The organism is Aeromonas rivuli (assembly GCF_000820045.1).
Lineage (GTDB): Bacteria > Pseudomonadota > Gammaproteobacteria > Enterobacterales > Aeromonadaceae > Aeromonas > Aeromonas rivuli.
The window spans coordinates 460426-480198 of the sequence record NZ_CDBJ01000027.1 but is presented as its reverse complement, the minus strand read 5'-3'; the positions used below and the strand labels follow the sequence as shown (position 1 = coordinate 480198).

The following is a 19773-nucleotide window of genomic DNA, read 5'->3' as shown; positions in this document are numbered from 1 at the left end:
GTTTTCCCGGTTCGACAATTATGCCGGTCCGGCCTTCGACGATGATGACTCAGGGTTGACACCACAAGGTGCCTGGCGCATTCACGCGCCATCACGCCCTCGCATAGGGAAAACAGATGAAAGCGGCTATTGCCCAAATTGATACCTCGGCCCTGCGCCACAACCTCGCCGTGGTCAAGCGCCACGCCCCTTCCTGCAAGATCATCGCCGTGGTCAAGGCCAACGCCTATGGCCATGGCCTGCTGCCGGTCGCCCGTACCCTGGTGGACGCGGACGCCTATGCGGTGGCCCGCATCGAAGAGGCGCTGATGCTGCGCTCCTGCGCCGTGGTCAAACCCATAGTGCTGCTGGAGGGGTTCTTCTCCCGGGCAGACTTGCCGGTGCTGGCGGCCAACAACCTGCAGACCGCGGTGCACACCTGGGAGCAACTCGAGGCCCTGGAGCAGGCCGAGTTGCCGGCTCCCGTGGTGGCCTGGCTCAAGCTCGACACCGGCATGCACCGGCTCGGGGTGCGGGCCGAGGAGATGCCCGCCTTTATCGAGCGGCTGGCCCGCTGCAAGAACGTGGTGCAGCCGTTCAACATCATGACCCACTTCAGCCGCTCCGATGAGCTCGAACAATCGACCACCCGCGAGCAGATCGATCTGTTCAGCCGCCTGACTGCGCCGCTCAACGGCGAGCGCGCCATGGCCAACTCGGCGGGCATCCTGGCCTGGCCAGACTCCCACTGCGACTGGGTGCGCCCCGGCGTCATCCTCTACGGCGTCTCCCCCTTCCCGGATACGGTGGCGGCGGATTATGACCTCAAGCCGGTGATGACCCTCAAGACCCAGCTCATCGCGGTGCGGGATCACAAGGCGGGCGAGCCGGTGGGCTATGGCGCGAACTGGGTGTCGACCCGGGATACCCGGCTCGGGGTCATCGCCATCGGTTACGGCGACGGCTATCCCCGCATGGCGCCTAACGGCACCTCGGTGCTGGTCAATGGCCGCATAGTGCCGCTGGTGGGCCGCGTCTCCATGGACATGACCACGGTGGATCTCGGCCCCGGCGCCACCGACCAGGCCGGCGACGAGGCCGTGCTCTGGGGCGAGGGCTTGCCGGTGGAGCGGGTCGCCGAGGAGATAGGCACCATTCCTTATGAGCTCATCACCAAGCTTACGTCCAGAGTCTTTATGGAGTACGTTTAACCCCCCCCCTCATCCCCAACCCTTCTCCCGCGAGGGGAGAAGGGAGTGACGACCACAGTTCTCTCTCTGCTGGGAGAGGGATTAATCAATGAAAAGGCCGCTCGCGTGATATCGCGAGCGGCCTTTTTGATCGGTGAAGGATCATAAAAAGCCCCGCATCGGCGGGGCTTGAGTCCATGTCGTTAAGCGGGGCGCTTAGCCTATGGTCATCAGGCTGGCGTTACCACCGGCGGCGGCGGTGTTGACCGAGAGGGCGTGTTCGACAAGCAGCCGCTCCAGGGGGATGTCGGTCTCGCCACGGTGCAGGCCGTGCACGCCGACGATGGCGCCAGCACGGGCGGCGGCGAGTTTGGCCACTTCCCGCAGCTGATCCGAGTCGCCGTGGTGCAGCAGGGCATCGAAGCCGATGTCGCTGTTTGCCCAGTCCCCGACCAGCTGGATACGCTGTTGCACCTCCGTTGGCAGGCTGGCGAGCAGGGTGCGACGCTCGGCATTGTCCTGCCACAGCACTTGCGTCCCGACCGCCAGACAGGCGGCGAGCTGGGCCAGCAGATCCGCTTTGGCCTCGTTATCGTCGGCAGCCAGACAGAGCACCCGTTCCCGGGGCAGCAAGCTGTATGTGTTGCGCTCACCGGTGGGGCCGACCAGCACCTGGGTCAGGCCGCTCTGGGCCAGCTCGGCATACTGGTCGCAGAGGGTGACGAGGGCCGGAGCCTGTTTGGCTGCCCAGTTGCGCAGGGCCTGCAGGACCGGTTTGGTCGCCTCGGTCTGTTGAGATGCACCGGACTCCTGGCGCAGCTGACTGGCCACCGCATCCTGCGGACGGGTGGCGAGCAAGCGGTACATATAGAGCGGACCGCCCGCCTTGGGACCTGTGCCTGAGAGGCCCTCGCCGCCGAATGGCTGCACCCCGACCACGGCGCCCACTATGTTGCGGTTCACATAGAGGTTGCCCACCTTGGCGGTGTTGACCACCTGGGCGATGGTCTCGTCAATCCGGGTATGGACCCCCAGGGTCAGGCCGTAGCCGCTGTCATTGATCTGGCTGAGCAGCTCGCCGAGCTTGGCTCGGGGGTAGCGCACCAGGTGCAGCACGGGGCCGAACACCTCGCGGCCGAGTTCGTCCAGGCTGTCGAGCTCGATCAGGGTCGGCAGCACGAAGGTGCCGCGGCTGTAATCGGCCCCCTTGTCTGCACATAAGGGGACGCGGGCAATCTGGTGCACCCGGCGACCCTTGTCGCTCATGGCCTTGATGTGTTGCTCGATGTTGGCCTTGGCCTCGGCGTCGATCACCGGGCCTATGTCGGTGGAGAGGTGCTCCGGGTTGCCGACCTTGTACTCGGCCATGGCGCCCTTGAGCATGCGGATCACCCGATCCGCCACATCTTCCTGTACGCAGAGCACCCGCAGGGCGGAGCAGCGCTGACCGGCGCTGTCGAACGCCGAGGAGATGACGTCCATCACCACCTGTTCGGTCAGGGCGGAGGAGTCGACGATCATGGCGTTCTGACCGCCGGTCTCGGCGATGAGCGGTATGGTGCGACCCTGGGCGTCTAGGCGACCGGCCAGGTTGCGGGAGATGATGCCCGCCACCTCGGTGGAGCCGGTGAACATGACGCCACGCACCCGCTCGTCGGCGATAAGGGCGGCACCCACGGTCTCACCACGGCCCGGCAGCAGTTGCACCGCGCCGGCGGGCACGCCGGCTTCCAGCAGGATGCGCACCGCCTGGGCGGCGATGAGGGGGGTCTGCTCCGCCGGTTTGGCGAGCACCGTATTGCCGGCGGCGAGCGCCGCGCAGACCTGGCCTGCGAAGATGGCCAGCGGGAAGTTCCAGGGGCTGATGCAGACCACGGGGCCGAGCGGTCTATGGCTGTCGTTGGCGAAGTGGTTGCGGGCCTGGGCGGCGTAGTAGCGCAGGAAATCCACCGCCTCGCGCACCTCGGCGATGGCGTTGCTGAAGGTCTTGCCGGACTCGCGCACCAGCAGGCCCATCAGGGGTTGCAGTTCGGACTCCATCAGGCTGGCGGCTCTGTCCAGCACGGCGGCGCGCTCGGCGGGCGGGGTCGATTGCCAGATCTGGCCGCTGGCCAGGGCGCAGCCGAGGGCAGAATCGACCAGCTCGGGGGTGGCTTCGCTCACCTGACCGACAACATCGCGGTGATCCGCCGGGTTGAGCACATTCAGGAACTCGGTCGGTGCCTCAGTGTCACAGCCCGGCTGTTCATTACCCAACATGGGCAGCGCCTGATAGCGGTTGTTGGTGCTGGCGAGCAGGGCGGCGGAGAGCGACCCCAGGCGGTGTTCGTTGGCCAAGTCCAGCCCTTCCGAGTTGGGACGGGCCTCGCCGTACAACTCCCGCGGCAGCGGAATGCGTGGATGAGGCAGACCCAGCGCCCCTTCACGGGCGGCCATCTGTTCGATCTGCTGCACCGGATCCTGTACCAGATCCGAGAGGGAGATATTGTTGTCCGCGATACGGTTGACGAAGGAGGTGTTGGCCCCGTTCTCCAGCAGGCGGCGCACCAGATAGGCGAGCAGGGTCTCGTGGCTGCCGACCGGCGCATAGATGCGGCAGGGGCGGCCCAGCTTGCCATCGGCAACCTTGCCGACCACCTGCTCATAGAGCGGCTCACCCATGCCGTGCAGGCACTGGAACTCGTACTGACCCGGGTAGTAGTTCTGCCCCGCCAGCTGGTAAATCGCGGCGAGTGAGTGGGCGTTGTGGGTGGCGAACTGCGGGTAGATGGCTTCCGGCACCGCCAGCAGCTTGCGGGCACAGGCGAGGTAGGAGACATCGGTGTAGGGCTTGCGGGTATAGACCGGATAGCCCTCCAGGCCGTTGACCTGGGCCAGCTTGATCTCGCTGTCCCAGTAGGCGCCCTTCACCAGCCGGATCATCAGGCGGTGACGGCTGCGCTTGGCGAGATCGATCACATAGTCGATCACATAGGGGCAACGCTTCTGGTAGGCCTGGATGACGAAGCCGATGCCGTTCCAGTCGGCGAGGCTCGGGTCGAAGCAGAGTCTTTCCAATAGATCGAGGGAGATCTCCAGCCGATCGGCCTCCTCGGCGTCTATGTTGATGCCGATGTCGTACTGTTTGGCGAGCTGGGTCAGGGAGAGCAATGTGGGATAGAGCTCTTCCATCACCCGATCGTACTGGGCGCGGCTGTAGCGCGGATGCAGGGCGGAGAGCTTGATGGAGATGCCCGGGCCCTCATAGATGCCGCGGCCGTGGGAGGCCTTGCCGATGGCGTGAATAGCCTGCTCGTAGGAGGCCAGATAGCGCTTGGCGTCCTCCTCGGTGAGGGCCGCTTCCCCTAGCATGTCGTAGGAGTAGCGGAAGCCCTTGCTCTCTGTGGTGCCCGCGTTGGCCAGCGCCTCGGCTATGGTCTCGCCGGTGACGAACTGCTCCCCCATCAGCCGCATTGCCATGTCGACACCCTTGCGGATCAGCGGCTCGCCGCCCCTGCCGATCAGCCCCTTGAGGGAGCTGTTGAGGCCGGCCTCGTTATGGGTCGAGACCAGTTTACCGGTGATGAGCAGGCCCCAGGAGGCGGCGTTGACGAACAAGGAGGTGCTGTTGCCCAGATGCTGGCTCCAGTTGCCGCCGCTGATCTTGTCGCGAATGAGGGCATCGCGGGTCGCCTTGTCGGGGATGCGCAGCAGCGCCTCGGCCAGGCACATCAGTGCCACCCCTTCCTGAGAGGAGAGGGAAAACTCTTGCAGCAGACCCTGCACCAGGCCCTGACGACCACTGGCACCCTTCTGGTTGCGCAGCTTCTCGGCGATGCTGGTGGCCAGCTTCTGGGTGGCCTCTGCCTTCTCCTTGGGCAAGCGGGCCTGCTCCAGCAGCATGGGCACGGCCTCGGTCTCGGGGCGGCGATAGGCGGAGGTGATGGCGGCGCGCAGCACGGACTGCGGCAAGATGCTCTCGGCAAATTCGAGGAACAGTTGCAGACCCTGTTCGGTCAGGGTTTCCACCGACTCTTCTCCCGCGGCGGCGGCCAGACCAGAGAGTTCCGTGGGGGTCAGGCCACGCTCCAGCTGCTCCAGATAGGTGAAGATCGCCTGCTTGATCAACCAGTGCGGGGTGCGGTCGATGGTCTGCGCTGCCTGCTTGAGCCGGTCGCGGGTGGCTTCATCGAGTTTAACGCCAAGGGTGGTAGTAGCCATGGGACTTCCTGTATCTGTGCCGGCGAGAATATTGCCGTATGGTTAAATTCCGATGAGGATGGCGCAACCAGGTGCAACCTTCAAGTTAGAAATTTTAATGTCTCCGTTACATGGTTGCGTTTGGATAAGCGCGGTGGCGGGGACTGGCGGTGAAAAACGATGCAGTGTCAGTGTGTTGCGACAAGATAATGAAGTTAAAAATATGTCTCAAAAATGTGCGCTCGCCACGGATGTATAAACGGAGGGTTGCACCTTTTTTCAGTCGTGCCGTGGTGTGGGTGCAACCCATGATGTGGGTGAAAATGGAGGTTTGTCGGCCTTGTGCCAGGGGTCAGGATCTGTCACAGGGCGCCGCAGGCGGCATATCCGTTGATTGGCGATGCCAGCCCAGGGGAAGGCCTGTGCCAATGGGCATGCTGCCTAGGTTGGTATGGCTGACACCGTACAATGGACTGCGCTGTCCGCTCGGTGAGAGGGGGCCATTGAGGCGATGGAGCCGCGCTCTTCTATGCTGATAGCTGGTCTCGTAACCCGTAATCAATGACAAGGAGTTCACCATGGCGCGTGTCAGTACCTATCTCAACTTTGCCCGGGAGACGGAGGCGGCGTTCCTCTTCTACCGGGAGGTGTTTGGTGGCGAATTCAATGGCCCCATCCACAGGTTCAGCGATTCACCGGGCTGCCCGGGTCAGGATCCCGTCTCCCCGGAAGATGGGAACTTGGTGATGCATGTGGAGCTGGCCATCCTGGGCGGCCATGTGTTGATGGGCACGGATGCGCCGGCCAGCATGGGGTTCACCCTGGTGCAGGGCAACAACAGTTACCTCAATCTGGAGCCGGACAGCCGGGCCGAGACCGACTGCCTGTTTGCTGCCCTTGCCGAAGGCGGCAGCGTAGAGATGGAGTTACAGGAGATGTTCTGGGGCGACTACTTTGGCAGCCTGGTGGACAAGTTCGGTACCCACTGGATGTTCAACTGTCAGAGCAAGAGCTGAGACGGCTTTGCTAATGAAAAGGGCGCCATGGCGCCCTTTCGGTTTTTACTCGTGGCTATTTGTTTCGGCCCACCATCTCGGCAGGCACCACCCAGAGATCGAATTGCTCGGCACTCAGGTGGCCGGAGGCGATGGCCGCTTCCCGCAGACTGATCCCCTGATGGTGTGCCTTCTTCGCTATCTCGGCGGATTTGTCGTAACCGATGTGGGGGTTCAGCGCCGTGACCAGCATCAGGGAGTTGGCCACCAGCTCGTCGATGCGGGCCTGGTTCGGGGTTATGCCGCGGGCACAGTGATGTTCGAAGCTGGTCATGGCGTCGCTGAGCAGGCGCACGCTCTGCAAGAAATTGTGGGCAATCATGGGCCTGAACACATTGAGCTCGAAGTTGCCGCTGGCCCCGCCGATGTTGATGGCCACGTCGTTGCCCATCACCTGCGCCGCCACCATGGTCAGCGCCTCGCACTGGGTCGGATTGACCTTGCCCGGCATGATGGAGGAGCCGGGCTCGTTCTCCGGAATGTTGATCTCCCCTATGCCACTGCGCGGGCCGCTGGCGAGCCAGCGCACATCGTTGGCGATCTTCATCAGGCTGGCGGCCAGGGTCTTGAGGGCGCCATGGCCGTGGACCAGGGCATCGCAGCTCGCCAGGGCCTCGAACTTGTTCGGCGCTGTGACCAGGGGCAAGCCGGTCTGGCTGGCGAGCTCCCCGGCTACCGCCTCGGCATAACCGGCTGGCGCATTGAGGCCAGTGCCGACCGCGGTGCCGCCCAGCGCCAGTTCGCACAGATGGGGCAGGGCGGCTCGAAGATGGCGCTCTCCATGGGCGAGCTGAGCGGCCCAGCCGGAGATCTCCTGACCCAGGGTAAGGGGGGTGGCATCTTGCAGGTGGGTGCGGCCTATCTTGACGATATGGTCAAACGCCTTGGCCTTGTGCTCCAGGGTCTGGCGCAGGCTGGCGAGGGCGGGCAGCAGATGCGCCACTATGGCGGTCACGGCGGCGAGATGCATGGCGGTGGGGAAGACATCATTGCTGGATTGACTGCGGTTGACCTCGTCATTGGGATGCACCAGACGCTCCTCGCCGCGCATGCCACCGAGCAGCTCGCTGGCCCGATTGGCGAGCACCTCATTGACGTTCATGTTGGTCTGGGTGCCAGAGCCGGTCTGCCAGACCACCAGGGGGAACTCATTGTCATGCTGACCCGCCAGCACCTCGGCGGCGGCGGCAATGATCGCCTCGGCATGGCGATCCTTGAGCAGCCCCAGCCGCTGGTTGACCCGGGCGCTGGCGCTCTTGATTTGCACCAGGGCACGAATGAGCTCGGGACTCTGCCGCTCCACCGAGATGGCGAAGTGGTGCAGGGATCGCTGGGTCTGGGCCCCCCACAGCCGGTTGGCCGGTACCGCGATCTCTCCCAGGCTGTCCCGCTCCATCCTTGTCTTCATCGTCGTTCCCCTTTTGTTGGCTAGATCAGCAACTCTTGGCTGTAGAGCCTTAGCATGCTGGCAACAAGAGAGGGAGGCCAGCATTGAATTTAAACATGCATTGTATATAATAAGTAATGCTTACTAATTTATTGGTCTCGCTATGATGAAACAACCTGACACCCTGGGCTTCCTGATCGGCGACGTGCATCGCCTGATGCGTCGTCACTTCCAGCAACAGCTGGAAGGAAGTTGTCTGACCCTGGCCCAGGCCCGTGCCCTGGTCCATATCGCCCGGCATGAAGGGATGCGTCAGGTTGAGCTGGCCGAGCGGCTGGATATCCAGCCTATCACCCTGGCTCGCCAGCTCGATCAGCTGGCCCAGAGTGGTCTGGTCGAGCGACGCCCGGATCCCGATGACAGGCGTGCTCATCAGCTGTTTTTGACCGAAGCGGCCGTCCCTCACCTGCAATGCATCAAGCGGGCTGGCGACGCCGTACATCGCAGTGCCATGGGCGATCTGGATGAGAAGGCGGCGAACGCCCTCTATCAGGCGCTAAAGACAATGCACGACAACCTTTCCCAGAGCTGATCTTCTCGATTTTTCGGAGTGTTTCTCATGACTACTGATCCGACTTCCGCCCCTGTGGCGGTTTCCGACCGACGCCGTACCCGACTGTTACTGCTGGTGGCGGTCCCTCTCATTGCCCTGTTTGGATGTGGCGTCATCTATATGCTGGGCGGGCGCTATGTGGAGACCGACAACGCCTATGTGAAGGCCGACAAGGTGCCGATCAGTACCGAGGTGCTGGGCCGGGTAGACAAGGTGATGGTCAAGGAGAATGCCCAGGTCAAGGCCGGGGACCTGATGTTCGAATTGGATCCCGCCTCCTTCGAGCTCGCCGTGGGCAAGGCCGAGGCTGAGCTTGCCAAGGTACGCACCGATCTGGTGGCATTGCAGACCAGCTATCGCGGTCAGCAGGCGGAGATAGCCGTGGCTCATACCCGCAACGCTTATGCCCAGAAGGAAGAGCATCGCCAGGCAGATCTGGTTGCCAGGCACTTCACCTCCACCGCCAACTATGATGATGCCCGTCAGCTCACCATACAGACGGCGCAGCAACAGGTGGCGCTGGAAGAGGGGCTCAAGAAGATAGAGGCTTCCCTGAACGGTGACGTCAATCTGCCGGTCGAACAGCAACCCGCCTATATGGAGGCGGCCGCCGAATTGGCCAAGGCAAAACTGGATTTGGCCCGTACCAAGATCTATGCCCCGGTCAATGGCATCGTCAGCCAACTGCCCAAGTCTGGCCAGTACAGCATTGTGGGCATGACCGCCATGATGCTGGTAGAGACCGATCAGCCCTGGATAGAGGCAAACTTCACCGAGACGGATCTGACTCATGTCCAGCCTGGCCAGCAGGTGAACATCAGTGTGGATACCTATCCGGATGCTCACTGGACAGGGGTGGTCGAGAGTCTTAGCCCGGCGACAGGTTCAGAGTTCTCGGTGATACCGGCCCAGAATGCGACCGGCAACTGGGTCAAGATCACCCAAAGGGTCGCGGTCAGGATCCGGTTGGACGATGCCAGTGCAGCGCCTGCGCTCAGGGCTGGACTCAGTGCCGTGGCCGAGATAGATACCGGCCATCACCGCAGCCTGTTTGGCTGGTCGTTGTGAGGTGAACCCTATGACAACAGCGACTCAGGAAGGCCCCAGCAAAGCACATCTTGGCTTCATCACCCTGTCGGTCATGCTGGCCACCATCATGCAGGCGCTGGACACCACCATAGCCAACGTGGCCCTGCCCCATATGCAGGGTGCCATGGGGGCGACCCAGGATCAGATCTCCTGGGTGCTCACCTCCTACATAGTGGCGGCGGCCATCTTCATGCCGCTGACCGGCTTCATCTCTGACCGAATTGGCCGCAAGCGGTTGTTCATGTGGTCGGTGGCGGGTTTCACCATCGCCTCCATGCTGTGTGGCGCGGCCCAGAGTCTGGAGCAGATAGTGCTGTTCCGGCTGCTGCAGGGGATCTTCGGCGCCAGCCTGGTCCCCCTCTCCCAGGCGGTACTGCTCGACAGCTATCCCCCTGAAAAGCATGGTTCTGCCATGGCGATGTGGGGCATAGGTGTCATGGTTGGCCCCATCCTGGGCCCCTCGCTCGGGGGTTGGCTCACCGAGTACTACAACTGGCGCTGGGTGTTTTACATCAACCTGCCATTCGGCCTGCTGGCCTGGTTCGGCCTCGCCGCCTTCATCGAGGAGACCAAGATCAATAGCAGTCGGCGCTTCGATCTGCTCGGCTTTGCCCTGCTCAGTATTGGCATAGGCGCGTTGCAGATGGCGCTGGACAGGGGCCAATCCCAGAACTGGTTCGCCAGCGCCGAGATCGTCATAGAGACCGGGTTGGTGGTGCTCTGCTTCTACCTGTTCGTGGTGCATATCTTCACCCATTCACACCCCTACATAGAGCCGGCCCTGTTCAAGGATCGCAACTTCAGCGTCGGCCTGGTGTTCATCTTCATCGTCGGCATCATCTTGCTGGCGACCATGACACTGCTGCCCCCCTTCATGCAGGGATTGATGGGTTATCCGGTGATCGATGTCGGCTACCTGCTGGCGCCACGGGGAGTCGGCACCATGTTCGCCATGATGCTGGTGGGCAGGCTGTCGGGTCGGGTGGATGTGCGCATCCTGATCCTGCTGGGGCTGCTGCTCACCAGCTTCTCCATGTGGGAGATGACACTGTTCAACACCGACATCAGCAACTGGGACATCATCCGTACCGGGGTCGTTCAGGGCCTGGGTCTGGGTTTCATCTTCGTGCCGCTCTCCACCATCACCTTCGCGACCCTGGCGCCCCGTTTTCGCACCGAGGGCACGGCCTTGTTCAGCCTGATGCGCAACATCGGCAGCAGCATCGGCATCTCTGTGGTGATCACCTATCTGGCCCAGCGCACTCAGATGAATCATGAGGTGTTTGCCTCCTACATCACCCCCTTCAACCAGGCGCTGCATCATGGGGGAGGCATGGCGGAGCTGATGACGCCCAAAGGGCTCAGCGCGATAAATGGCGAGGTGACCCGCCAGGCCAGCCTGCTCGCCTATCTGCAGGACTTCCGGCTGATGATGTGGGTGAGCCTGTGCGCCATTCCGCTGGTGTTGCTGCTAAAAGCCCCCCAGCGGGGCGCCGGCAAGGAGGAGATGGCGATCCTGGAGTGAGTGCCCTTGCAGGACTTCACCCCGGCGCGAGGGGGCAAACGAAAGAGGGATGGCCCAGGCCATCCCTCTTTTCATTGCAGTGCCCCTGACTCAGAGCTTGGGGATGAAGGGGGTGAGGGCGGCCAGGGGAGCGGCATCCTCATACTCCTGGATCGTCTCGCCGTGCTTGAAGATCTTGAAGCCTTCGCCGCGCACGCTCCAGTACTCGACGGTCTCGCCGCTGATCTGCAACAGGCTGGCTTCGCGCAGGGCCACCACGGATTCGCTCGGGTTGATGGCGCAGAACTCGGCGAGCCGCTCGTCCCGGGTCTCCCCCATGTGGCCGCTGATGCTGGCGTCCAGGTAGTGGGGATTGATCTGCAGCGGGAACAGGCCCAGGGCCGGCAGTACGGCGGCGCTGCACACCGGCATGTCGTTGGTGGTGCGGATGCTCGGGGTCGCCACGTTGCAACCTGCGCTCCAGCCTACATAGGGCACGCCCCGTTCGCGCACGGCGCGCTGGATGGGCACCACCAGACCGTATTCGTGCAGCAGCTGGTTCAGGCGCCAGGTGTTGCCGCCGCTGATAAAGATGGCGTCTGCCTGGTTGATGGCCGCCACGGGATCGTCGAACTGGTGGATGCTGATGGTCTCCACCCCCAGGCTCTCGGCGAGATCCTGGGCGCGGGCATCCCAGTCGCTGCGGATCACCGCATAGGGGATGAGCAGGATGCGCTTGACCTGTTTGCGGGCGAGCAGGGTCTGCACCCGGTCGCGGGCCCAGCCGAGCAGGCCCGGGTGTTCGGTGGTTTTGCCATTGCTGAGCAGAAGCAGTTCCATGATGTCTCCTCGAAATAATGCGCAGGACCTAGGTCGGCCCTGATAAAGGGAAGGGGCTACTCTACCCCCAAGGCGGCGCCAAGTGTGTGATCTCGCCACGTTTTATCTCCCGGGGCTGGGGTTTGCCCATGGCGTGAGCGAGTCAGGGCTGCCCATTGACCGCCGCATAGCGCAGCATCAGCTCGGCCAGGGAGCCCACCTCGAGCCGCCTCATCAGGCTGGCGCGGCACACCTCGACGGTGCGCACCGAGATGCAGAGATCCTGCGCTATCTGCTGGTTCTTGTGGCCTTGGGCGATGAGCTGCAACAGCTGGTGCTCGCGGGGGGGGAGCCGCTCGAAGGCGTGTCTATGGGCAAGACGCGTCGCCGCGGCCAGGGTTGCCTGCTCGGCCCGCGCGATGGCGGCGAGCAGGGGGGCCAGCTGCACCGGCTTTTGCAAGAAATCCACCGCCCCCTGCTTGAGGGACTCCACCGCCAGGGGCACCTCCCCGTGACCGGTGAGAAACAGTATGGCGATGGGGCTCTGGGCCGCCTTCAGCCGCTGCTGCACCTCGGGGCCCGACAGCCCCGGCATGCGGCAATCCAGGATGAGACAGGCGGGCAGGCGCAGATCGACCTCTGCCAGGAAGCGCTCGCCGTCGGCAAAGCAGCGCAGCTGCCGCTCGTCGCAGCTCTCCAGCATGAAGCGCAGGGAGTCGAGCACGGCCTGATCGTCATCGACCAGGTAGAGGGGAGGGCGGTCAACGGGCTGCATATCAGCTCCTTGGGTTGAAATCGGAAGCGACCTCAAGTCGCTGCTGAGGGGCGGGCAGGGTCACCCGGGCCAGGCAGCCATGGGGGCTCAGGTTGCTCAAGGCGAGCTGGCCACGATGACACTCGACCACGTCCCGGCAGATGGCGAGCCCCAGCCCCATGCCGCCCTCCTTGTCGCTGTGAAACGCCTGTTGCAGCAGCGCCTCTGGCATCCTCAGGCCGGGGCCGTTGTCGCGGATCTCCAGGATCAAGAGCGCCGCCTCGAAGCAGGCAAGCAGCTCGACCCGGCCCGGCTCAGCCCTTTGCGCCGCTGGGCCGCCCGTTCGGGCCGCGCTCTCGGCGCCATTCTTGATGAGGTTTATCAGCAACTGTTCCACCCCTATGCCATCCAGGGGGAGCAGGCGCGGCTGCCCCTGCCAGCGCAGGGTGAAGGTGACCCCGAGGGGGGCCAGCATCTGACCGAGCAGGGGTTGCAGGCCCTCCACCAGGGCGACCAGGTCCGTGGGCTCGGCTTGGCGCGGGCGTTTCTGCAGCCGGGATCTCAGCCGGTTGACTGTCTGGGTGATGCGCTGGACCTGCAGGCCAATCTGCTCCAGGGCCTGGCGCAGGGGCTCCTGTGATGCGGTCGTGGCCGGATCCTGCCCCTGCCTTGCGAGGCGCAGCAGGGCACCCTGGCTGTAGTTGGCGATGGCGGTGAGGGGCTGGTTGATCTCGTGGGCCATGTTGGCGCCGAGTTCGCCGAGCTCGGCGAGGCGTCTGGCCTGCTCGAGCTGGCGTCCCTTCTCCTCGAGTTGTTGGCGGGTGGCGAGCAGTCGGCGCTGGCTGCGGTTGAACAGGTATTGCAGCAGCAGGTGGTGGCCGCCGAGCAGCAGCACCAGCGCCAGGGCGCCCCAGCCCCACTGCTGATGCTGGCGCAGCCAGTGCCAGGCCGATTGCCACCAGGGGCCCTGCAGGGGGTGGCGATCCAGCGCCTTGAGCAGGCGGTCGATGCCAAGCTGGCTGGTGGGCACTGTCCAGCCCGCCGAATCGGCGGCCATGGCCGTCTCGCTGTCTGCTGGCAGGTCGAACAGGGCTCGCGTCACCGCCAGAGCAAGCGCAGGGGAGGCCTGCTCCGTCTGGGCGAAGGCCCAGTTCGGGTAGAGCCGGGTCGAGCTCTGGCAGCCAAAGCCCGCCGGCGCCTGGTTGTCCAGCACCCGAAAATCCGAGTCGGCGACCTTGCCCTCCCGCACCATGCGCTCCAGCTGACACACGGGCACTATGGCGGCGGCCACCTGGTCCGCCGCCAGCTGCTCGATGAGCCTGTCCAGGGGGAAGCCGGTGAAGCGCACGGCGGAGAAGAAGCGCTCCAGCCTGACCCCCTGCTCGTCTGCCTCGAAGCGGTAGGCGAGGTAGCCACCGAAGGCGTTTTCCGACACGGCGGCGACCGGCTGTCCCTCGAGATCCTGCCAGTGCCGGTAGGGGGCATGGGCGCGCACCACCAGGGCGGCGCCTATGGCGAGGTTGTCACCCCCGGCCGGGCTCTTGAGGGTGGCGAGCCAGGCCAGCGGATACTGGCGCGCCAGACTCACCGACTGGCCCGGGTTGGTGATGACAAAGTCGAGCCTGCTTTGCGCGACGGCCTCGGCCAGGGCATCGAGCTCCAGGGGCACCAGCGCGAAGCGCCGCTCTGGCACGCGCTCATTCAGCCAGCCCATCAGCGGCTGCCACTGCTGTCGGGCGAGGGGGAGGCCGCGAGTCGCCAGCACGCCGACTCGCACCGGCTCTACTTGGACTGATACGGACACAGGGTGGCTCGGCTCGGGTGCGGCCAAAGCGGGCAGGGCCATCAGCCAGAGCAGCAGGCAGGACAGCAGCCAGCTCAGCCGCTGGCACCGGAACGATGGCGAGGGTTGGAGGAACAGGGGCGCGAACATAGGCGGCCAGTCTATCACCGGGAGGGGCATCAGGGGCCGGCTTGACCCCCTGTCGGGCGTGCAATGGGGGGCCCGTCACAGTTCGGCCAGAGGCCCGCCGCTTTTCTTGCGCTGGATCAAGGGGGCCCCCGCTATGTGGAAAACCACAATAGAGACGGATTTTTGTGGCGGGGACAATGGCCTCATCCCCACGCTTGCCCCCTAGGCAAGCCAGCAGAAGGAATAGTCCATGGAGCCCAGCAAGCGCCGATTGTTATCCGGCATTGCCGCCATCACCGCCGGGGCGGCCCTGATCCCCGTCGCTCAAGCCAGGAGCCCGCGCCATGCCGCCCCGGGTGCCCGCCCAGCCATAGGCCGGGGCGATCCCGGCAAGCGCTACGGCATGCTGATCGATCTGCGCCGCTGCGTCGGTTGTCAGGCCTGCACCGTGGCCTGCACCATCGAGAATCAGCCCCCCCTCGGCCAGTTTCGCACCACGGTCAGCCAGTACGAGGTGAGCGATGTGGCGGCACTCGATGCCCCCGCCTCCCTCTTGATGTTGCCGAGGCTCTGCAACCACTGCGCCGAGCCCGCCTGCCTCGACGTCTGCCCCACCGGCGCCACCTTCCAGCGCGATGACGGCATAGTGGTGGTCAACAACGACTGGTGCGTCGCCTGCGGCTACTGCGTGCAGGCCTGCCCCTATGACGCCCGCTTCATCAACCACGAGACCAACACCGCCGACAAGTGCACCTTCTGCGCCCACCGGCTGGAGGCGGGGCTCTTGCCCGCCTGCGTGGAGAGCTGCGTCGGCGAAGCGCGCATCATCGGCGATCTCAACGATCCCAAGAGCCAGATAAGCCGGTTGCTGCGGGAATATGAGTCCGCCCTCAAGGTGCTCAAGCCCGAGGCCCATACCCAGCCGCGGGTCTTCTATCTGGGCATGGATGAGGCCTTCGTCAGCAAGATCGACGGCCATCCGGCGCAGTGTACCCTGCTCGGCGACGACGGCAAGGAGATAGCCCATGACCATTAACGAACTGCTGGCCCCGGATCAGCCCATCACCTGGCTGCCCTGGGCGGTGCAATATTTCTTCCTCATCGGCCTCGCCTATGGGGCCCTCTGGCTGGGCGCGGCCGATCTATGGCGCAAGGTACCGGATCGGCGGCTGCAGACCCTGGCCGCCGTGCTGATGATGGGGGCCGGTCTGGTGGCGCCCATCGCTCTGACCGCGGATCTGCACCAGCCAGCCCGGGCCTGGCACTTCTACGCCCAGACCCGCTTCACCTCCATCATGTGGTATGGCGCCTACCTGCTGCCCCTGTTCAGCCTGCTCAGCATGCTGTTTGGCTGGCTGCTGATAAGGCCCAACCTGGCCAGACGCGGCGAGGAGCGGGACAGGGTCGCCGCCCTGGCGCGACTGCTCTGCCTGGGGAACTGGTCCGGCGAGCCCTGGCGCAAGCCGCTGGCTTTGATGGCGGCCTTGAGCGGGCTCAGTATCGCGCTCTACACCGGGCTCGAGACCATGGCGGTGCAGGCGCGCCCGCTCTGGCACACCCCTTGGCTCCCCTGGTTGCTGGCGCTGAGCGCCCTGCTGGCGGCCCAGAGCGCCCTGCTGCTGCTCAACCGGCTGCTGGCGGGCTGGCAGCAGCACACCGAGGCGGGGCTGCTGCGCCAGATCCGCCCGATCCTGGCCCTGCTTGCGCTCTCCCTGCTGGGCTGGGCCCTGTTTGGCGGCGCCTCGGCGGCTGAGGCGGCGGCCCTCTATCGGCTGGATCCTAGCTGGCGGCTGGCGGCCCACTGGCTGCTGCTGACCCTGGGCCTGCTCGGCCTGTTGCTGCTGGCGGGGCACCGATTCTCCCCCCGCCTGCAAACCTGGGGCCTGGGGCTGCTGGCACTGCATCTGGTGTGGGGCCTGCGCTGGCTGGTGCTCATTCAGGGGCAGTTGGCACCGAAATATGGCGCCGGTGTCTATGTCTACCAGATAGCCTGGGGGCCGGCCGGGGTGCTCGGCATCCTCGGCACCTTCGGCCTGCTGCTGGCCCTGCTGGTGGCGCTCTCCGAGCTGGTACGCGCCCCGGCTCTGCCATCCGTCACAACTTCATCTGCCACCCAGGCAGCCACCACCGATTGCGCTCGCGAGGCACTCTGATGGATCACAGCAAACGCAAGTTTCTCAAGGGAGCCGCCATCGCCGGGGGCACGGGGTTGTTCGTGGCCGGTTACAGCGACACCCTCAAGCAGGTGGTGAGCGGGGTGGCCACCGGCAGCTCGGGCAAGCCGACCCGGGATCCCATCCACGGCAACTCCCTGGCGGTGGAGTATCGGGTCGATGAGGGAGGGGAGCTTCACCCCAACCCGGCGCAGCGGCTGGCCAACACCATGTGCCTCGGCTGCTGGACCCTGTGCGGGGTGCGGGCCCGCATCGACAACGAGAGCGACAAGATAGTGCGCATCCTCGGCAACCCCTATCACCCCCTCTCGGCCCTGCATCACATCGATTTCAAGACGCCGATCAAGCAGGCGCTGCTCGCTACCAGCGGTTATCAGGAAGGTGGGCTGGATGGCCGCTCCACCGCCTGCGCCAGGGGCAACGCCATGCTGGAGCAGCTCGACAGCCCCCACAGGGTCACCCGCTGTCTCAAGCGGGTCGGCCCCCGTGGTAGCGGTCGCTGGCAGAGCATCCCCTTCGAGCAGCTGATCGAGGAGGTGGTGGAGGGGGGCGATCTGTTCGGGGAGGGCCAGGTTGAAGGGCTCAGGGCCATCCGCAACCTCGCCGAGCCGCTGGATCCCGCCAACCCGGAATATGGCCCCAGGGCCAACCAGCTGCTGGTGAGCAACGCCTCGGACGAGGGCCGCGACGCCTTCATCAAGCGCTTCACCTTCAACGGCTTCGGCACCCGCAACTTCGCGAACCACGGCGCCTACTGCGGCCTGTCATTCCGGGTCGGGGCCGGCGCCCTGCTGGACGATCTGGAGAAGAACGCCCACCTCAAACCCGACTGGGACGAGAGCGACTTCCTGCTGTTTATGGGCACCTCCCCCCAGCAGTCCGGCAACCCCTTCAAACGCCAGTCCCGCCAGCTGGCGGCGGGGCGGGCACGGCAGGGAAAGCCGTTCTCCTACGTGGTGGTGGCGCCCAGCCTGCCGAACACGGTGAACCTGCCGTCTGCCCCCACCAACCGCTGGCTGCCCATCAAGCCCGCCACCGACTCGGCCCTGGCCATGGCCATGCTGCGCTGGATCATCGACAACGATCGTTACGCCGAACCCTTCCTAGGGGCACCTAACGCAGAAGCGGCCGAGCGGGCCGGCTATCGCGGCTTTTGCAACGCCAGCCATCTGGTGGTCTGCGACGAGTCGCACCCCCGCTTCGGCCAGATGTTGCACGCCAGCGATCTGGGGCTGCCCTTTGAGGGCGAGGCCTATGGCGAGGGGGATGCCGTGCTGGTGGTCGAGGAGGGGAGTGACGAGCTGACACCGGCCGGCCGCTGCGAGCGGGCCCGACTCTGGGTGGCGCGCAGCATTTCGACCCCGGGCGGGGAGCTGGCGGTCAAGAGCAGCTTCCAGCTGCTGGCCGAGGCGAGCCGGGAGCACAGCCTCGAGCAATACAGTGCCGAGTGCGCCGTGCCGGTGGCCGACATCAAGGAGCTGGCCCGGGAGTTCACCAGCCACGGCACCCGGGCGGCGGTGATCACCCACGGCGGCACCATGAGTGCCAACGGCTTCTACACGGCCTGGGCCATCATGATGCTCAACGCCATGATAGGAAACCTCAACGCCAAGGGCGGCGCGGTGGCGAGCGGCGGCAAGTTCAACCCCTTCGGGAGCGGGCCGCGCTACGATCTGGAGAGCTTCCCCGGCATGGTGAAACCCGCCGGCGTCTTCCTCTCCCGCTCCAAGTTCCCCTACGAGAAGACCTCCGAATATCGTCGCAAGAAAGAGGCGGGGCAGAACCCCTATCCGGCCCACGAGCCCTGGTTCCCCATCTCGGGCCCGCTGCTCGGCGAGCACCTGACCGCGGCGGTGAGCGGTTACCCCTACCGCGCCAAGGCCTGGATCAACCACATGGGCAACCCGCTCTACGGTCAGGCCGGGTTGCACCAGGCCATAGGTGAACAGCTCAAGGATCCGAGCGTGCTGCCGCTGTTCATCAGCATCGACAGCTTCATCAACGAATCCTCGGCGCTGTCGGACTACATAGTGCCTGACACCCTGACCTACGAGTCCTGGGGCTGGGCAACCGCCTGGCACGGGGTCATGACCAAGGTCTCGACCGGGCGCTGGCCTGTGATCGAGCCCAGAGTGGTCAAGACCACCGAGGGGGATCCCGTCTGCATGGAGTCCTTCCTCATCGCCGTGGCGAAACGCCTCGGCCTGCCGGGCTTCGGCGAGGGGGCGATCGAGGGATCGGATGGCAAGCTGCATGCGCTCAACAAAGCGGCGGACTTCTCCCTCTACGGGGCTGCCAACGTCGCCTACCTCGGCCAGCCGGTGCCTCCCATCGGCGCTGAAGACCTCGCTTGGTCCGGGGTGGAGCGGATCCTGCCCACCCTCAACGCCACCCTGAGCGCGGAGGAGGCGAGCCGCGCCGCCTATCTCTTTGCCCGGGGCGGGCGCTTCGAGCCGGTCGCCAAGGGGCGCGACGAATCGGGTCAGCCGAGCAAGCGTTGGCCCAAGCCGCTGATGCTGTGGAACCCGGCGGTGGGCAGCCGCCGTCACAGCCAGAGCGGCCAGTTCTTGAGCGGCACCCCGCGCTTCTTCCGGGCCCAGCTCGCCGACGGCACGCCGCTGAGCGAGGCGTTCAAGCCTGCCCAGTGGCCCCTGCTGCTCACCAGCTACAAGTCCCACACCATGAGCTCCATGAGCATAGGTTCGGATCGCCTGCGCCAGGTGCACCCCAGCAACGGGGTGCGGCTCAACGCCCAGACGGCGGCCCGCCTCGGCATAGTGAGCGGGGACAGGGTGCGGGTCAGCACCCCCAATGGCAGCGTGATCGGGCTGGCCGAGTGCGTGGCCGGGGTGCAGGAAGATGCCATCGCCATCGAGCACGGCTTCGGTCACAAGGAGCTGGGGGCGCGGGCACACTGGGTCGACGGCAAGGAGGTGGCGGCCAGCGCCCTGCGCGGCGCCGGGGTGAACCTCAACGATCTGGCGGTGCTGGATCCCAGCCGCCACGGCCGTTATCCCCTGGTGGACTGGGCCATCGGATCCTCGGCCCGCCAGGGGCTGCCGGCCCGGGTCGAGAAGCTGGTCTAGCGCCAGTTGCAAAAAAGCGGGGCCATCATGGC

General features: G+C 65.1%; 13 protein-coding genes. 8 read left to right on the top strand and 5 right to left on the bottom strand.

Annotated elements, in window-relative coordinates:
- Nucleotides 1–116 precede the first annotated feature (116 nt).
- The gene (gene alr / locus BN1130_RS06470; RefSeq protein WP_042040942.1) at nt 117–1190 is read left to right on the top strand and encodes an alanine racemase; all 1074 of its coding nucleotides are present in this window, start codon (nt 117–119) and stop codon (nt 1188–1190) included.
- A 195-nt stretch (nt 1191–1385) separates the two neighbouring features.
- On the opposite strand, the gene putA is transcribed toward alr, so the two are convergent.
- On the bottom strand, nt 1386–5369 hold the full coding sequence (gene putA, locus BN1130_RS06465; RefSeq protein ID WP_042040941.1) for a trifunctional transcriptional regulator/proline dehydrogenase/L-glutamate gamma-semialdehyde dehydrogenase: 3984 nt from the start codon (nt 5367–5369) through the stop codon (nt 1386–1388).
- A gap of 557 nt (nt 5370–5926) precedes the next feature.
- Between putA and BN1130_RS06460 the strand changes: the two genes are divergently transcribed.
- Nucleotides 5927–6364, top strand: coding sequence for a VOC family protein (locus BN1130_RS06460; protein ID WP_042040940.1), 438 nt, complete (start codon nt 5927–5929; stop codon nt 6362–6364).
- Nucleotides 6365–6419: 55 nt separating this feature from the next.
- Here the strand turns inward: BN1130_RS06460 and fumC are convergent, their stop codons facing one another.
- Complete coding sequence (gene fumC, locus BN1130_RS06455; RefSeq protein WP_042040939.1) at nt 6420–7811, bottom strand: class II fumarate hydratase; 1392 nt, start codon at nt 7809–7811, stop codon at nt 6420–6422.
- Nucleotides 7812–7953: 142 nt separating this feature from the next.
- Between fumC and BN1130_RS06450 the strand changes: the two genes are divergently transcribed.
- Genes BN1130_RS06450 through BN1130_RS06440 form a run of 3 tightly spaced genes read left to right on the top strand, consistent with a single transcriptional unit; the run spans nt 7954 to nt 11017 of the window.
- Entirely contained in the window at nt 7954–8382 is a 429-nt protein-coding gene (locus tag BN1130_RS06450; protein ID WP_042040938.1) for a MarR family winged helix-turn-helix transcriptional regulator, read from the top strand.
- Nucleotides 8383–8409: 27 nt separating this feature from the next.
- Nucleotides 8410–9471 (top strand): HlyD family secretion protein, encoded by a 1062-nt coding sequence (locus BN1130_RS06445; protein WP_042040937.1) that lies wholly within the window; start codon nt 8410–8412, stop codon nt 9469–9471.
- A 10-nt stretch (nt 9472–9481) separates the two neighbouring features.
- Nucleotides 9482–11017 (top strand): DHA2 family efflux MFS transporter permease subunit, encoded by a 1536-nt coding sequence (locus BN1130_RS06440; RefSeq protein ID WP_042040936.1) that lies wholly within the window; start codon nt 9482–9484, stop codon nt 11015–11017.
- 90 nt (nt 11018–11107) lie between these two features.
- Here BN1130_RS06440 and pepE read toward each other — a convergent pair whose 3' ends face one another.
- From pepE to BN1130_RS06425, 3 genes are all read right to left on the bottom strand, one after another.
- Entirely contained in the window at nt 11108–11836 is a 729-nt protein-coding gene (gene pepE, locus BN1130_RS06435) for a dipeptidase PepE (protein ID WP_042040935.1), read from the bottom strand.
- Between the two features lie 142 nt (nt 11837–11978).
- On the bottom strand, nt 11979–12590 hold the full coding sequence (locus BN1130_RS06430) for a response regulator transcription factor (protein ID WP_042040934.1): 612 nt from the start codon (nt 12588–12590) through the stop codon (nt 11979–11981).
- 1 nt (nt 12591) lies between these two features.
- Nucleotides 12592–14415, bottom strand: a complete 1824-nt coding sequence (locus tag BN1130_RS06425) for a sensor histidine kinase (protein ID WP_042041017.1) — start codon at nt 14413–14415, stop codon at nt 12592–12594.
- Between the two features lie 316 nt (nt 14416–14731).
- On the opposite strand from BN1130_RS06425, the gene dsrO reads away from it, so the two are divergent.
- Genes dsrO through BN1130_RS06410 form a run of 3 tightly spaced genes read left to right on the top strand, consistent with a single transcriptional unit; the run spans nt 14732 to nt 19741 of the window.
- Complete coding sequence (dsrO, locus tag BN1130_RS06420) at nt 14732–15517, top strand: sulfate reduction electron transfer complex DsrMKJOP subunit DsrO (RefSeq protein ID WP_042040933.1); 786 nt, start codon at nt 14732–14734, stop codon at nt 15515–15517.
- Nucleotides 15507–16634 (top strand): NrfD/PsrC family molybdoenzyme membrane anchor subunit, encoded by a 1128-nt coding sequence (nrfD, locus tag BN1130_RS06415; RefSeq protein WP_042040932.1) that lies wholly within the window; start codon nt 15507–15509, stop codon nt 16632–16634. Before dsrO ends, nrfD begins: the two co-directional genes overlap by 11 nt.
- Complete coding sequence (locus BN1130_RS06410; RefSeq protein ID WP_042040931.1) at nt 16634–19741, top strand: tetrathionate reductase subunit A; 3108 nt, start codon at nt 16634–16636, stop codon at nt 19739–19741. Before nrfD ends, BN1130_RS06410 begins: the two co-directional genes overlap by 1 nt.
- Nucleotides 19742–19773 lie beyond the last annotated feature (32 nt).